This is a genomic window from Kitasatospora sp. NPDC053057 (genome assembly GCF_044546945.1).
In the GTDB taxonomy this organism is placed as follows: domain Bacteria; phylum Actinomycetota; class Actinomycetes; order Streptomycetales; family Streptomycetaceae; genus Kitasatospora.
On sequence record NZ_JBITZP010000001.1, the window covers coordinates 189,411 to 204,425 of the forward strand.

The window sequence follows — 15,015 nt, forward strand, 5'->3', positions numbered from 1 at the left end:
AGACAGCACAGGGCACACAGAGCAACGCGAAGGGAAGGCGAGCCATGTCCATCCGCGACGACGCGGCCGAGATCCGGGCCAGTGGCTGGCGGACGCTCGCCGCACTGCACGGGCTGATCGACGCCGCGCTGGAGAAGGCGCTCCAGGCGGAGCACAAGCTCTCGGTGGTCGAGTACACGGTGCTGGAGGCACTCTCCCGGCAGGACGGCTGGCACATGCGGATGCAGCAGCTGGCCCGCGCGGCGGCGCTGAGCAGCAGTGCGACCACCCGGCTGGTCAGCCGCCTGGAGGACCGCGGCCTGCTGGGCCGCTACCTCTGCGCGGACGACCGGCGCGGTATCTACACCGAGCTGACGCCGGAGGGCCGCGCCCTGCTGGAGGCCGCCCGACCGGTGCACGACGCCACCCTGGAGACGACGCTGACGCAGGCCGCCGAACTCCCGGAGCTGGCCCCGCTGGTGGACGCGCTCGCCGAACTCACCCCCGCGAAGGCGTAGCCCCGGCACTGGATCACCGTCGCCGGACCACCCGGCACCGGATCACCGACGCCGGGAGGCGGCCCTCACCGCCGCCCGGCGGCCAGTGCGTCCCGGTGCACCCGGTCGAGCAGGGCGAGCAGCAGTTCCTTGCTGGACGCCCGCTCCCGGACGTCGCACAGCACCACCGGCACCTCCGGCCCGAGGTCGAGGGCGCGGCGGACGTCCTCCGGGGCGGCCTCGCGCCGGCCGTGGAAGCAGTTGACCCCGATGGCGAACGGGATGCCGCGCTGCTCGAAGAAGTCCACGGCGGCGAAGCTGGATTCGAGCCGCCGGGTGTCCGCGAGGACGATCGCGCCGAGGGCGCCGAGGGCGAGGTCGTCCCACATGAACCAGAACCGGAACTGCCCGGGCGTGCCGAAGAGGTAGAGCACCAGGTCCTCGCGGACGGTGATCCGGCCGAAGTCCATCGCCACCGTGGTGGTGGACTTGTCCTGGACGCCTTCGAGGCTGTCGACCCCGATGCTGGCGCGCGTCATCCGCTCCTCGGTCTGCAGCGGTTCGATCTCGCTGACCGAGCCGACCATGGTGGTCTTCCCGACGCCGAAGCCGCCGGCGACGAGGATCTTGACCGCGCCCGGCACCAGGCTCTGGGTCGTCAATTCGGGTCTCCTGGAAGGGAACTGGGAGTATTCGAGGAGGGGAGGGGGCGGTGGGTCCGGGCCGACCGTCAGAGCCGGCGGACGCCCTCGATCACGGCCTGGATCAGCGAGATGTCCGGCGCCTCGGCGAGCTGGACCGGGGCCCGGGTGAGGATCAGCCGGGCCTCCGCCAGATCGTCCAGCAGCACCTTGACCACGCTCACCGGCAGGTCCATGGTGGCCGCGATCTCGGCGACGGCCAGCGGGCGTTCGCGGCACATGTCGAGGATCGCGGCCGGTTCGGGGGTTAACCGGCTGGTGTCGGTGCGCGGGTCGGCGGTGACCACCAGGGTGATCAGTGCGAAGCCGTCACGGACCGGGCCGGTGCGCCCGTTGGTGATCGCGTAGGGACGGACCAGGTGGCCGGCGTCCTTGTCGTAGAACCAGCCCTCGTCGGCGTTGGCGGTGGTCACGCACCGCCACCCACGCCGACCTGGCCCGCGTCGCTGCGCGGCGCCGCGGTGAGGTACTGGCCGACCTGCTTGACCAGCATGTTGATCTCGTAGGCCATCAGCCCGGCGTCCACCTGCTCGCTGGTGAGCACGGCGAGCCGGGCGCCCTGTCCGGCGGTGGTGACGAACAGGAACAGCTGGTCCATCTCGACGACGGTCTGCCGGACCCGCCCGCCGTTGAAGCGGTGCCCGGCGCCGCGGGCCAGGCTCTGCAGGCCGGAGGCCACGGCGGACAGGTGCTCGGCGTCGGCCCGGTCGAGGCCCTGGGACATGCCGACCAGCAGGCCGTCCTCGGAGAGGACGATGGCGTGGCGGGTCTCGGGTACCCGCGCCACCAGCTGGTCCAGCAGCCAGTTGAGGTCGCGCTGGGTGTCGGTGTGCTGCGTCATCACTGCTGTTCCTTGGCTTCCTGAACGGCGGAGGCTTCCGCGGCTTCCTCGGGGGCGGTAGCTGCGGCCGGGTTGGGGGCAATGGCGGGCGCGTCCGGTTCGGAACCGGCCGCGCGGGCGCTCCGGGTGCCGCGCTGGATGGCGGCCATGGTGGCGCGGGACCGCGTCGGCGAGGGCTCGTCGACCTCGCCGAACCGTGGACCGGTCGGGGCGGCGTGGGCCCCGTACGGCGCCGAGGCGGCGGACGGCGACGGCGGTGCGGCCGACGGCGGGATCAGGCGGCCGGGCGCGTTGGCCTCGCGGAGCTGCTCGGCGAGGCTGGCGTTGCGGACCCGCTGCGGCAGGACCCGCGGGGTGCGCAGTTCGCCGTCCGGGCCGTGCTCCACGTGGTCCTCCTCCGGGCGTTCGTGGGTGGGCGTCGACCGGTCGGCGGGAACCCCGTCGAACCCGGCCGCCGAGTCCGCGAGCGGGCCCGTCACGCCGTCCTCGGCGCCGACCTCACCGGCGGGCCCCGGCACGAGCCCCGGTACGAGTCCCGGCGCGAGCCCCGCGACGAGTTCCGTCGACGGATCGGTCGGCAGGTCGTACGGACGCGGCAGCGCGGGCCGGGGGACCACCACGGCACCGGGCAGTCCGGGGATCTCGGCGCCGACCGGCAGTCCGGCGTCGGGGGCGGCCCCGCCGACCTCACCGTCCTGCCGCCCGAGCAGCTCACCGATGATCACCGCGCCGTCCTCCTCAGGGGAGGCGACGGAACCCGAGACGGCGGAACCCGAGACGGCGGAACCGGCCCCCCCGGCGTCGCCAGCGGTGGCCGCATCAGCGGCGGTCGGAGCCGCCGGCCCGGCCGCTCCACCGCCGAGCAGTCCGCCGAGCACTCCCGCCAGCGCGCCCGACAGCTCCTCGTCGACCTCGCCGAAGTCGCCGTCCGACGGCCGCGGTTCGGGCACCGGCGTCCGGGTGACCCGCGCGCCGGACGGCAGCCCGGGCACCGCGGCCGGCTGCTCGGCCTGCTCCAGCAGCACCGAGGGCACCAGCACCACGGCCCGGGTGCCGCCGTACGGCGAGGGCCGCAGGGTGACCTGGATGTCGTGCCGGGCGGCCAGCCGCGCGACCACGAACAGGCCGAGCCGCAGATCGTCGCCGAGCGCGGAGACGTCCAGCTCGGGCGGGTTGGCCAGGTACTCGTTGAGCCGCTCGTACTCCTCCTCGGTCATGCCGAGGCCGCGGTCCTCCACCTCGACGGCCAGGCCCTTGGGGACCTCCTGTGCGGAGACCTGCACCTGGGTGTACGGCGGGGAGAAGGTGGTGCCGTTCTCGATCAGCTCGGCGACCAGGTGGATCACGTCGGCGACGGCCTGCCCGCTGAGCGAGGCGCGCGGCACGCCCTGGACGACGACCCGGGCGTAGTTCTCGGTCTCGGAGACGGCGCTGCGCAGGACGTTGACCATGGGCACGGCGTTGCGCCAGCGCCGGGCGGGCAGTGCGCCGCCGAGGATGACCAGGTTCTCGGCGTTGCGCCGCATCCGAGTGGCGAGGTGGTCGACCGCGAACAGTTCGCGCAGCAGCTCGGGTTCCTCGTGCTCGCGCTCCAGCGCGTCGAGCATGCTGATCTGCCGGTGGATCAGGATCTGGGTGCGGCGGGCGATGTTGAGGAAGACCTTCTTCGTCCCCTCGCGGCCCTGGGCCTGGTGGACGATGGCGGCGACGGCGGCCTGTCGGACGGCGGCCAGGCCGTCGGAGGTCTGCTGGACCTCGTCGCCGACCCGCCGGGAGGGCGTCCAGGTGGGCGGGGTGGGCACTGGTTCCCCGGCGCGCAGCCGCCCGACGACCTCGGGGATCTCCTGCTGGGCGAGGGCGAGGGTGTCGGTGCGCAGTCCGGCCAGCCGGGAGGACAGGGCCCGGGCGGCCCGGATGCCCCGGATCAGGCTGAACAGCAGCACCACGGCGACGACGGCGGTGCCGGCCACCAGCGCGGTGCGGTTCCCGCCGTCGCGCAGCAGGTAGGCGGCGTAGCCCCAGGCGGCGGCCAGGCCCAGGCTGGGGACCAGCACGAGGGCGAGCAGCGAGCTGCGGAGGGAGCCGGACCGGCCGGCGCGGTGGCCCGTGCGGGGGGCCGATATGCCTGGCATCTGATTCCTTGTTGCAGGGCCGAGTTGCAGGCCGGGTCTCGGGTCCGAACGGCGGATCGGCCCGAGCGGCCCGGACCGGGCTTCAGGGCGCCGAGGCCGGGGTCGCCGGACGGAGTGACGCGGTGTCACCGCCCGGACGGGTTGCAGTACGGCCGCCGACGGCAGGAAACCTATCAGTCCCAGGTGGCCTCATAGCAACATCAACTGACGATATGTGAACGGCTGATGGCAGTACCGACCAGTTCCGATCGGAGTGTTCGCCGACGGAACGCCGCAGCTCAGTGCGGCCGTCATGAAGCGGAAACGGCTCCCCGGGAGGCCGGATGGGCCTCCCCGGGAACCGTCAGGAACAGGTCAAACCGTTCGCCATGCCGAAGGTTTGCCACCGATCCGGGCGCGGTTCCTCCGGCGGATCAGCTCGCCGCGGAGAACGGCACCACCCGGCCGAACTGCTCGTACCGCCCGTCCACGGCAGAGCCCACGGAGCCCACGGAGCCCACAAAGCCCGCAGGGGCCACAGAGGCCGCGGACGCCGCGGAGGCCTCGGACTCCAGCTCGTTGAGCTCGGTCCACGCCCAGCTCGTCAGCTCGGACAGCTCGGCCGACCACTGCTTGCCGTACGTGCCCGCCGCCACCTGTCCGAGCCGCAGCTTCTGCACGTCCGAGGTGCCGGCCGGGGCGTAGATGTGGGTGGCGTCCCGCAGGTAGCGGATGATGTTGTGCTCCTCCTGGGTGCCCCGCGCGGCGAAGATCTCCATCGCCTGGCGCGCCGAGTCCATCGCGTACTCGGTGTTGATGAGCTTGGCGTTCATCAGCTCGGCGTCGCACGCCTGGCCGTGGTCGAGCAGGTGCGAGGCGTGGTAGGCGGCCAACTTGGCCGTCATCAGCCGGGACTGCATCTCGCCGAGCTTCAGCGCGATGCTGTTCAGCTGGCCGATCGGCTTGCCGTAGAGCACCCGCTCCTCGGCGTAGCGCACGGTGTCCTCGACCACTGCGACGTGGATGCCGAGCGCGACGGCGCCGAGGTTGAGCCGGCCGTACAGGGTGGAGGAGGAGTACGCGACGTCGAGGCCCTGGCCCTCCTCGGCGAGCCGGTTGCCGACCGGGATCCGGCAGTCCTCGAAGACGAGCTCGCCGAAGCTGAAGCCGTGGAGGCCGCCCTGGGTGCCGATCGCGCCGGCGCGGAAGCCGGGCCGGTCGCTCTCGACCAGGAAGGCGGACAGGCCCTTGCTGCCCTTGTCGGTGCGGAAGACCACCCCGTGGACATCGCCGATGTGCGAGTTGCCGACGAACACCTTGCGGCCGTTGAGCACGTACTCGTCGCCCTCGCGGCGGGCGGTGCCGGCCATGCCGAGCACATGGCCGCCGGACTCCGGCTCGGTGACCGCGATCGTCGGCAGGGACTCGCCGGACGCGAACTTCGGCAGCCACGCGCGCCTTTGGGCGTCCGAGCCGAAGTGGATGACCTTGGCGACGCCGAGCTGCGAGGCCTGCGCCATCGCGCCCATCGCGCCGCTGACCCTCGCCAGCTCCTCCACGATGACGGTCTTGGCGAGGTGACCCAGGCCCAGGCCGCCGAATTCGCGCGGGATCGTGACGCCGATCCAGCCGCGGCGGGCGATCTCCCGCGAGAGCTCGAACTCGATCTCCCGGTCGGCCTCCATTCTGGCCACCTGAGGACGTACCTCCTTCTCCGCGAACTCACGGACCTCCGCCCGGAGGCTCTCGTGTCGCTCGTCGGTGAAGTAGTCCATCGCCATGCTTGGTCCTCTCGTTCCGGTGGGTGTCGTGCCTCCGTTCACGCCGTAGATGCCGCTCCGGCCGCTCCCCCTGCGAGATGAGGGTGGGGGTGTGGAGGTGTGGCGGTGCCGATCGCGTCGAAGCCATCGGTGCATGCGGACCTTGGACCAGATTTCCCATGGGGCGGGAAACTACCGTCCGTGTCTTCGGCAGGGCTCATTGTCATATGTGCACATGGGCTCCACACATAGTTGATCTTGGAATGGCGGGATTCGACTCGTCTCGCCACCGGTGGGTTTTACCGCCCCATCGGGTGGGGATTGACCTTGCCCCGCTCCGGCGGCCCGCCGCGGGGTCGCTCACATGCTGCTTTGACTGTTCATCAGCAACGGTGGCGATCGGTCCCGGTAGCACCGCGGCGCCCGGATGTCTGATTACATGTGCGCCATGACTGATGTGATGAGCACTCAAGGCCAGTTCCCGGGTGCTGCCGGGGAGTCCGAGCGGACCCGCAGGTTGCGCAGCCTGGGTCTCAACGAACCCTCCGCGGACGAGGCCTTCGACCGCTTCGCCCACCTGGCAGCCAGCATCACCCGCGCTCCCATCGCGATGGTCAACTTCATCAACGACGAGCGCCAGATGTTCCGGGGGCTCTACATTCCGCCAAACTCCTCCGACGTCGCGGCCGAAGAAGGCGCTTCCTGGGCGGATCGGGGCATCGCCTTCGACCTTCCCACCCGGCAGATGCCGATGAGCCACGGCTTCTGCCCGCACGTGGTCGCCCAGCGCTCGCCCCTCGCGCTGGACGACATCCTCGCCTACCCCCGGTTCGCCGGGAACCCCGTCGTGGACGAACTGGGCGTCCGGGCCTACCTCGGAGCCCCGCTCGTCGACGACACCAACACCGTCATCGGCACCGTCTGCGTCCTCGACCGGGAACCCCGGCAGTGGGGGCGCGAGCGTCTGCGCGACATCCAGCACCTCGCCGAGGCGCTGCTCTCCGAGATCCGGCTGCGCGACAACCTGCTCGCCCAGCAGCAGGAGATGTTCGCGGCCTTCGACGGCTCCCCGTTCCCCATCATGCTGACCGACGGCCCCGGCCAGGAGATCCGCTACGCCAACGCCCAGCACGCCGACACCTTCGGCGCCCCGGTGGCGTACGGATCGATCGGCACGGCCTACCCGCAGCTCGGCGCGGCCGGCCTCCAGCAGGCCGTCTCGGAGGCGTACCACACCGGTCGCGCCACGGTCCTCAACGACGTCCGGGTCCAGTCCGGCCGTCCCGAGGCGCAGCGCATCCAGCAGATCTTCAGCTTCACCTGCACCCCGCTGCGGGTGGCGCGCACCGGCCAGGTCAACGGCGTCCTCACCGTCGGCATGGACGTCACCGCCCAGTCCCGCACCGAGGAGGAACTCGGCACGCTGGCCGCGCTGCTGGTCGACCGGCTCCAGCAGAACGGCGCCGCCACCACGACCGGCCGGCCGGGCATCGCCGGCGGGTCCGGACTCGTCCTGCCGAGCTGAGCGGCCGACCGTCGCCCGTGCGCGGCAGCGCGGCCCGCGGCCGCCCTCCGCACCATCCGTACCGTCCACCACCGTGGCGGGGCGCCTCTCACCCCCGAGGAGAGGCTCCCCGCCACGCTGCCGTTCGGGGCCTGCGGCCCACGGCAGTTCACCCGCCGCCGCAGCCACTGTCGTGCCCGCCGCCGCAGCCACAGTCGCACCCGCCGCCCCGGGCCGAGCGGGTGAACCGTCCGCCGCCGCTGCCCCGGCCGGGGCCCGGCGGGGGCCGCCGATGGTAGGCATGGGCCGCATGGACTGGATGGACTGGTTCGCCGCCCCCGACTACTGGCTGAGCCGGCTGCTCGTCCAGCGCCTGCTCGCCGGCCTCTATCTGATCGGATTCATCGCCGCCGCCGCGCAGTTCCGCGCCCTCATCGGCGCCGACGGCATGCTGCCGGTGCCCCGCTTCACCGCCCGGGTCCCCTTCCGCCAGGCGCCCGGGATCTTCCACCTCCACTACAGCGACCGCTTCTTCGCCGCCGTCGCCTGGAGCGGCGCCGCGCTGTCCGCCGCCGTCGCGGCCGGGCTCGGCGACGCCGTCCCGCTCTGGGCCTCGATCCTGCTCTGGGCGGCGCTCTGGCTCCTCTACCTCTCCATCGTCAACGTCGGGCAGACCTGGTACTCCTTCGGCTGGGAGTCGCTGCTGCTCGAAGCGGGCTCCCTGGCCGTCTTCCTGGGCAACGCCGACACCGCGCCGCCCACCCCCGTGCTCTGGCTGATGCGCTGGCTGGTCTTCCGGGTCGAGTTCGGCGCCGGACTGATCAAACTGCGCGGCGACAGCTGCTGGCGCGACCTGACCTGCCTGCGGTACCACCACGAGACCCAGCCCATGCCCGGACCGCTCAGCTGGTTCTTCCACCACCTGCCCGACCCGCTGCACCGGGTCGAGGTGGCGGCCAACCACCTCGTCCAACTCGTCGTCCCGATCGGCCTGCTGCTCCCGCAGCCGGTCGCGAGCTACGCGGCCTGCGCCGTGGTCGCCACCCAGCTGTGGCTGATCGCCTCCGGCAACTTCGCCTGGCTCAACTGGCTGACCGTCGTCCTCGCCCTCGCCGCCGTCGAACCGGCCCGCCTCGGACTGCCCGGCCACGCCCACGACTTCCCCGGCGCCCCCGTCTGGTACCAGGCGCTGGTGACCGCCGTGACCGCGGCCGTCCTGGTGCTCAGCTACTGGCCGGTGCGGAACATGCTCTCGCGGGGCCAGGTGATGAACCGCTCCTTCAACCGGCTGCACCTCGTCAACACCTACGGCGCCTTCGGCAGCGTCAACCGCCTCCGTCAGGAGGTCGTGGTCGAGGGCACCGACGAGGCCGTCCTCACCCCGCACACCGTCTGGCACGAATACGGCTTCAAGGGCAAACCCGGCGACGTGCGCCGCCTCCCGCGCCAGTACGCCCCCTACCACCTGCGGCTGGACTGGCTGATGTGGTTCGCCGGCATCTCCCCGGCCTACGCCCGCCCCTGGTTCCTGCCCTTCGTCGCCCGCCTGCTGACCGGCGACCGGGCGACCCTGCGGCTGCTGCGCCACAACCCCTTCCCCGACGCCCCACCGACCCACGTCCGGGCGACCCTCTATCTCTACCGGTTCACCGGATGGCGCGAACTACGGGAAACCGGCGCGTGGTGGCACCGCACCGCGCTCCACGAGTACCTCGCGCCGGTCGACCTGCCCACCCTCGGCCGGGCCGGATTCCGTCCGCCGCTCGGCCGCCGGGCCCGCGGCGTCCGCGACGTCCCGCTGGACCGGCTGCGGCGCCCGCGCCCGCCCCGGGCGGAGCCCCCCGGCCGCCGCTCCGGTGACCGGCACGGCGAGCAGCCCGGCGAGCAGCCCGGCGACCAGTCCGATCGTCCGTCCGGTCACCCGTACGGACCGAGGCCGGACCACCCGGGCGGACCTCCCGAGTAGCGGCCAGGCGGGCGGTATGGCACACGACACCGGCCCGTCCGGCGGTGGGTGCGTGCAAGGCTCGAACGGGCACCCGTATTCTGGGCCTCCACAACCGGCAGCCCGACCGCGCGCCCCCGTGCCCCGCCCCTGGGGCACCCCGCGCAACCGGTCCGCCGTCCCCTCGCCGCCAGCCCCGCCGTCGTCGCCCAGAACCGGACCTCACATGACAGTGCTTCACTCGCGCAACGCCGACGCAGCCGACCCGGCGGACGTCGCCGACGCCGCAGACGTCAAGGACTTCCAGGACGCCGCCGCGGAGCCCGACCTCCGCGAAGACCTCGGCCGCTACGCCGAACTTGGGGCCTTCACGCTCAGCGCCGACACCCACGCCTGGTACGCGGCCGTCGACACCGTCGCCACCCCCGAGGACGCCCGCGCCGCCTCCACAGCCCTCGCCGAACTGCGCGGCCGCGACCTCCAGCAGACCTGGGAAGCCGTCATCGCCCTGGCCGCCGAGGCCAAGCTGGACGAACCCGACACCGTCGCCAAGGCAGCGCTGCTGGTCGAGCTGCTCCAGCGCGTGCACCGCACCTCCGCCATCCTCAGCACCGCCGCGTACGACGCCGACCTCGTCGCCCTCGCCGCCGCCACCGCGGACAGCACCTGGCGCCGCGAGAACGGCGTCAAGCTCTCCTGGCTGCGCGGCCGCTCGCTGCGCAAGCAGGCCACCGCCCTCGCCCACGACCGCAAGGTCCGCCGCGAGGACCTGCACGAGGCGCTCACCTCCGCCGAGATCGAGCGCCGCGCCTGGGCCGCCCTCGCCCCCGCGGGCACCCTCCCGAGCGTGCCCGCCGACGGCGCCCTCGTCGAGCGCACCGTCCAGGCCTTCGAGCCGATCAACACCGGCCTGCGCGACCTCGCCCGCCTGCTGCCCGACCACGACCTGGACGGGCTCGCCTTCGCGGAACTGACCGACCTGGTCGAGCGGCTCGCCGCCGACGAGGGCACCCTCTACCGCCTCCCCACCATCCGCGGCCTGCGCGCCACCCTTGAGGAAGCCGGCCTCGCCGAGCTGCTCGCCGAACTCACCGCCGCCAAGGCCGACCGCCGCGCCGCCGAGGCCGCGTACGCGGCGCGCCAGGCGCTGGCTGGCGGGCAGCGGGACGGGCTGGCGGAGCCGGTCGTCGAGGACGCCGAGGCCGAGGTTGACGCCGAGTCCCCGGTGGCCGAGACGGCCGATGCCGAGGCGTCCGACGCCGAGCTGACCGACTCCGAGGCCGAGGCCGCCGCGCGTCAGGCGCTGGCGGGCGGGCAGCGGGACGGACTGGCGGAGGAGGCGCCGGTTTCGGTGACGGCTCCGGCCGAGGAGGTCGCTGAGGCCGAGGTCGAGGCTGAGGTCGAGGTCGAGGTCGACGTCGTTGAGGCGGCGTCGGGCTCGGACATCGACGCTGTTGAGGTCGAGTCGGTTGCGGTGGACGAGGTGACGGAGGACGCCCCGGCTGCCGTGGTGTCCCTCCCGGCGCCCTCCCCGGCCGCCGACGACCTGGTGGCCGCCGCGACCGCCGCGCTGGCCGAGGCCGCAGCCGCGGACGAGGCGGTGGAGGAGCCTGCCGACGAGGCCGAGCCTGTCACTGAGGTCGAGGCCGTGGTCGAGGTCGCGGTCGAGGTCGAGCCGGAGGCCATCGAGGTCGAGGCCACTGAGGAGGCCCCTGCCGCTGAGCTGGTGGAGCCGGTGACCGGGGCGGAGGCCGTCGAGGAGGCTCCGGCCGTGGCGGTCGAGGAGTCCGAGGCCGTCGTCGAGGAGCCCGTCGCCGAGGAGCCCGCCGTCGAGGTCGCGGAGCCGGCCGAGGCAGTGACTGCGGAGGCTGAGGCCGACGTTGAGGTCGAGGAGCCCATCGCAGAGGCCGAGGCCACTGTGGAGGCGCCCGCCGTCGAGGCCGAGGAGCCCGCCACGGAGCCCGAGGCCATCGAGGAGACGCCAGCCGTCGAGGCCGAGGAGCCCGCCGCAGAGCCCGAGGTCGTCGCCGAGGCTCCTGTCGCCGAGGCCCCTGCCGCCGAGTCGGAGCCCGAGCCCGTCGTCGAGGCCCCCGTCGCCGAGGCCCCCGCCGGCCGTCCCGCGAAGCCGGACTTCACCCCCGGCCGCCCCGTGACCGCCTACTCCGCCGACGAACTGCTCGCCGTCGTCCGCTGGATCGACGCCGACGGCACCGGGCGGAGCGACGAGGAGCTGCTCCGCGCGGCCATGAAGGAGCTGGGCTTCGCCCGTCTCGGCCCGCGGATCAAGGAGGCGCTGGGCGCCGCCATCGCCGCCGCGCGCGGCTGACGCCCGGCCGACAGCCGTACGCCACAGCGCCCGGGACGCACTCGCGTCCCGGGCGCTGTGCCATGCGGCCGTAGTGGCTGCGACGAGGGAGAGGTCAGCCCGCCTTGTTCCACGGCTGGCTGGCCATCAGCGCCTTCACGTTGGAGACGTACTTCGGGTTGGGGATGTCCAGGCTGCCGACGATCTCGCCCGTGGTCGGGTCGGTGACGGTGTTGTAGTGCACGTTGCCGGCGCCCGCGTTGTACGCCGATATGACCAGGTCGAGCAGCGGCGTCTTGCCGGTGGCCGGGTCGGGGGAGAGGTCGTACTTGCCGCCGAAGGAGGAGTCGCCGTAGTAGGCGACCAGCCAGTCGAGCAGCTGGGTGCCGAGCTGGACGTTCCCGTTGAGCGTCTTGGGGTCGGAGCTGGTGCCGTACTTGCCGTTCATCCAGCTGACGGTGTTCTGCATGACCTGCATGGTGCCGATGCCGCCGTCGCAGGCGAGGATGCCGGACTGCCAGCCGCTCTCCTGCCAGGCGATCGCCTTGACCAGGTTGACCGGCAGCGGCGGGAGCTTGTCGGTGCCGCCCGAGCTGAGGGTGAGCACCCGGGACTGGCCGGCGGCCGCCGTGAGGGCCGCGCCGACGGTCGCCTTGGGCTCGTCGGGCTGGGGCTTGCTGGGCTGGCAGCCGCTCTGCAGCGGGGGCACGTGCGGGACGGGCGGTGCGGGCGGCGGCGGGAGGGCGACGGCGCCGGGCTTGGCGGTGGGGACAGGCGCGGGGATGGCGGGCTTCTCGACCGGCGGCTGGGTGGCGGGTGCGCCGGCCGCGTTGCCGCCGCCGCTCTTGGCGTTGCCGCTCTGGGCGCTGGGCGTGGCCTTCGCCGACTTGCTCGGCCCGGCGCTCGGGCTGTGCGAGGCGCTGGCGGAGGCCGAGTCGGTGGGCGCCGGGGTGGCGCTCGCGGACGGGCTGGCCCCGGCCGTCTCGCTGGGCGTGGCCCCGGCAGCCGTGAGCGTGGTGCTCGATGCCGCGTTCGGGTGCTTGTCGGCGCTCTCGGTGCCGCAGCCCGCCAGGACGGCGGTCGAGACGGCGACGGCGGAGACCAGTACGGTCGTTCGCCGGGCGGTGCTCAACTTCATCGGTGGTCCCCCCACTTGTCCCCGGTGATCCCGTGATCCCGGCGAGTGGCGGTCATCCTACGATGTGCTCTCCCCGCCCTGTACGAATGGGTGGTCGATCGCTCGCCGGAGGACGGTCGGGGCGGCGACCAGGGAGGGGCCGTACCAGGTCAGGTGCCGTCCGCTGACCAGCGCGACCGGGATGCCGGGGAACGCCTCGGGGCCGTCCTCGGCGGTGAACCGGTACGGCTCGTCCGGCAGCACCACCAACTCCGGTCGACTCGCCAGCAGTTCGGGCAGCGGTACGGCCGGGTAGCGCTCGCGGTGCCCGGCATGGACGAGCCGCAGGCCGAGGCGGTGCAGCAGGTCCCCGGCGAAGGTGTCGCGGCCGAGCACCATCCAGGGGCGGCGCCAGATCGGCACGATCGCCCGCGGGCCGTCCGCCTCCGGCCGTACGTCCCCCGGGGCCGCAGTCGGCCGTACGCCCCTCGGGGCCGTCGCCGGCTGTACGTCGCGCCAGGCCGCCTCCGCCTGGTCCAGCCAGGCCGGGCGCGGCAGTCGGCAGGCGACGGTGAGCAGCCGGTCCAGGGAGCGGAAGGCGTCGTCCAGGGTGCGGATGTCGGTGACCCAGACCGGCACCCCGGCGGCCCGCAGCGCGTCCAGGTCGGGGCGCCGGTTCTCCTCGCCGTTGGCGATCACCAGGTCCGGGGCGAGCGCGAGGACGCCCGGCAGGTCCGGGTTCTTGGTGCCGCCGAGCCGGGCCACGGCCAGGTCGGCGGGGTGGCTGCACCAGTTGGTGGCGCCGACCAGCAGGCCGGGTGCGGTGGCGGCGACGGCCTCGGTCAGTGAGGGCACCAGCGAGACCACCCGGCGCGGCGGGTACGGGCCGAGCGGTACCGGCAGGCCCAGGTCGTCGCGCGGGTCGGTGGGGTCGGCCATCCGGCCACCCTATGTGCGCTCCGCCGCACGGGCGGTCGGGACGGACCGGAAATCGCCGGCCGATCCCCGGGAACCCGGCGCGGGCCCGGCCCGACTACCTGGTCCGGGTCCGCAGCGCGGGCCCCCAACACGATCACCGACCAGGAGAGTTCTGATGCGCCCTCGCGTCGTCTGCGGCATCGCGGCCGCCGTCGCCCTGTTCGCCACGGCCTGCGGAAGCGGCGGCGGGGGCAGCGCCTCCGTCACCGCCCAGGCCAGCCCGGCCGGGGGCTACCCCGTCACGGTCGCCGACTGCGCGGGCAAGGACACGACCGTGGCCAAGGCCCCGACCAGGATCGTCACCAGCAACGCGGCGAGTCTGGAGATGCTGCTCCAACTCGGCGCGGGCGACCGGGTGATCGGCACCGGCTTCCCGCCCGGCAAGGGCACCCTGCCGCCGGCGCTGGCCGAGCAGGGCGCCAAGGTGCCGGTGCTCGGCGACAAGGCCATTTCCAAGGAGAAGCTGCTCGGCTCAGGCGCCGACCTCTACGTCGACACCTTCGGTGCGATGCCGATGATGGGCGGCGCCGCCGGGCCCAGCGAGGCGGAGTTCGCGGCGGCCGGCATCCAGCACGTCTACCTCCTCTCCACCGCCTGCGCCGGCACCCCGAAGGCCGCCAAGGCGCCGCGCACCGACCTCGCCGGGATCGAGGACGACATCCGCCGCCTCGGCGCCGTCACCGGCACCGCCGCCCGCGCCGAGGAACTCGTCACCGGGATGGAGAAGCGGATCGGCGAGGTCCGCACCGCGCTCACCGGCGTCCCGGAAGACAAGCGGCCGAGCTACTTCGTCTTCGACTTCGACGCCGGGACCAAGCAGCCGGTCGCGGTCTGCGGTCGGCAGGTGGCCAACGCCGTCATCACCCAGGCCGGGGCCCGCAACGTGTTCGCCGACTGCGACGCCGACTTCAAGCCCGGCTCCTGGGAGGACGTCGTGGCCAAGAACCCGGACTGGATCCAGCTGGCCGTGCGCAACCGGGGCAGCGAGGAGGCCACCCGCAAGGCCTACGACGACGCCGAGGCCTTCCTGCGGAGCTTCCCGGCGACCCAGGGCCTGAAGGCGGTCCAGGAGGGGCACTTCGTGCGGCTCGGCTCCGAGGTGACCACCATCGCGGGGGTGCGCAACGCCGACGCCGTGCGGCAGATCGCCGCCACCGTCCACCCCGACCTCGTCAAGAACGGACAGTAGACCGTGACTTCGGCCCTCCGTGCCGAGGCCGCCCCGGACGACCCAGGAGCGCGGGATGACCGAGATGCCCGAGATGCCCGGGGCGCCC

At 73.4% G+C, this 15,015-nt stretch carries 12 protein-coding genes; 5 read left to right on the plus strand and 7 right to left on the minus strand.

The annotated features are described in order from the left end of the window. Window positions 1-44 precede the first annotated feature (44 nt). Window positions 45-497: a MarR family winged helix-turn-helix transcriptional regulator gene (locus ACIG5E_RS00855; RefSeq protein ID WP_396530626.1), complete on the plus strand. Its 453-nt coding sequence runs from the start codon at window positions 45-47 to the stop codon at window positions 495-497. A gap of 65 nt (window positions 498-562) precedes the next feature. Here the strand turns inward: ACIG5E_RS00855 and ACIG5E_RS00860 are convergent, their stop codons facing one another. The 5 genes from ACIG5E_RS00860 to ACIG5E_RS00880 form a co-directional block, all read right to left on the minus strand. Beyond that, window positions 563-1,138: a GTP-binding protein gene (locus ACIG5E_RS00860; RefSeq protein WP_396530627.1), complete on the minus strand. Its 576-nt coding sequence runs from the start codon at window positions 1,136-1,138 to the stop codon at window positions 563-565. Between the two features lie 68 nt (window positions 1,139-1,206). Then, on the minus strand, window positions 1,207-1,590 hold the full coding sequence (locus ACIG5E_RS00865; protein ID WP_396530628.1) for a DUF742 domain-containing protein: 384 nt from the start codon (window positions 1,588-1,590) through the stop codon (window positions 1,207-1,209). Next, on the minus strand, window positions 1,587-2,018 hold the full coding sequence (locus ACIG5E_RS00870; protein ID WP_396237157.1) for a roadblock/LC7 domain-containing protein: 432 nt from the start codon (window positions 2,016-2,018) through the stop codon (window positions 1,587-1,589). The genes ACIG5E_RS00865 and ACIG5E_RS00870 overlap by 4 nt, the downstream gene beginning before the upstream one ends. Beyond that, complete coding sequence (locus ACIG5E_RS00875; RefSeq protein WP_396530630.1) at window positions 2,018-4,150, minus strand: sensor histidine kinase; 2,133 nt, start codon at window positions 4,148-4,150, stop codon at window positions 2,018-2,020. The genes ACIG5E_RS00870 and ACIG5E_RS00875 overlap by 1 nt, the downstream gene beginning before the upstream one ends. Before the next feature lie 413 nt (window positions 4,151-4,563). Next, window positions 4,564-5,910: an acyl-CoA dehydrogenase family protein gene (locus tag ACIG5E_RS00880; protein WP_396530631.1), complete on the minus strand. Its 1,347-nt coding sequence runs from the start codon at window positions 5,908-5,910 to the stop codon at window positions 4,564-4,566. Between the two features lie 427 nt (window positions 5,911-6,337). On the opposite strand from ACIG5E_RS00880, the gene ACIG5E_RS00885 reads away from it, so the two are divergent. From ACIG5E_RS00885 to ACIG5E_RS00895, 3 genes are all read left to right on the plus strand, one after another. After that, window positions 6,338-7,414, plus strand: coding sequence for a GAF domain-containing protein (locus ACIG5E_RS00885; protein WP_396530632.1), 1,077 nt, complete (start codon window positions 6,338-6,340; stop codon window positions 7,412-7,414). A gap of 298 nt (window positions 7,415-7,712) precedes the next feature. Next, entirely contained in the window at window positions 7,713-9,359 is a 1,647-nt protein-coding gene (locus ACIG5E_RS00890; RefSeq protein WP_396530996.1) for a lipase maturation factor family protein, read from the plus strand. A 205-nt stretch (window positions 9,360-9,564) separates the two neighbouring features. Beyond that, window positions 9,565-11,664, plus strand: a complete 2,100-nt coding sequence (locus ACIG5E_RS00895) for a hypothetical protein (RefSeq protein WP_396530633.1) — start codon at window positions 9,565-9,567, stop codon at window positions 11,662-11,664. Between the two features lie 94 nt (window positions 11,665-11,758). On the opposite strand, the gene ACIG5E_RS00900 is transcribed toward ACIG5E_RS00895, so the two are convergent. Both ACIG5E_RS00900 and ACIG5E_RS00905 read right to left on the minus strand, forming a co-directional pair. Continuing rightward, entirely contained in the window at window positions 11,759-12,781 is a 1,023-nt protein-coding gene (locus ACIG5E_RS00900; protein ID WP_396530635.1) for a transglycosylase SLT domain-containing protein, read from the minus strand. Window positions 12,782-12,838: 57 nt separating this feature from the next. After that, window positions 12,839-13,699, minus strand: a complete 861-nt coding sequence (locus ACIG5E_RS00905; RefSeq protein WP_396530636.1) for a helical backbone metal receptor — start codon at window positions 13,697-13,699, stop codon at window positions 12,839-12,841. Window positions 13,700-13,853: 154 nt separating this feature from the next. Between ACIG5E_RS00905 and ACIG5E_RS00910 the strand changes: the two genes are divergently transcribed. Next, the gene (locus ACIG5E_RS00910) at window positions 13,854-14,927 is read left to right on the plus strand and encodes an ABC transporter substrate-binding protein (protein ID WP_396530637.1); all 1,074 of its coding nucleotides are present in this window, start codon (window positions 13,854-13,856) and stop codon (window positions 14,925-14,927) included. The last annotated feature ends 88 nt before the right edge of the window (window positions 14,928-15,015 follow it).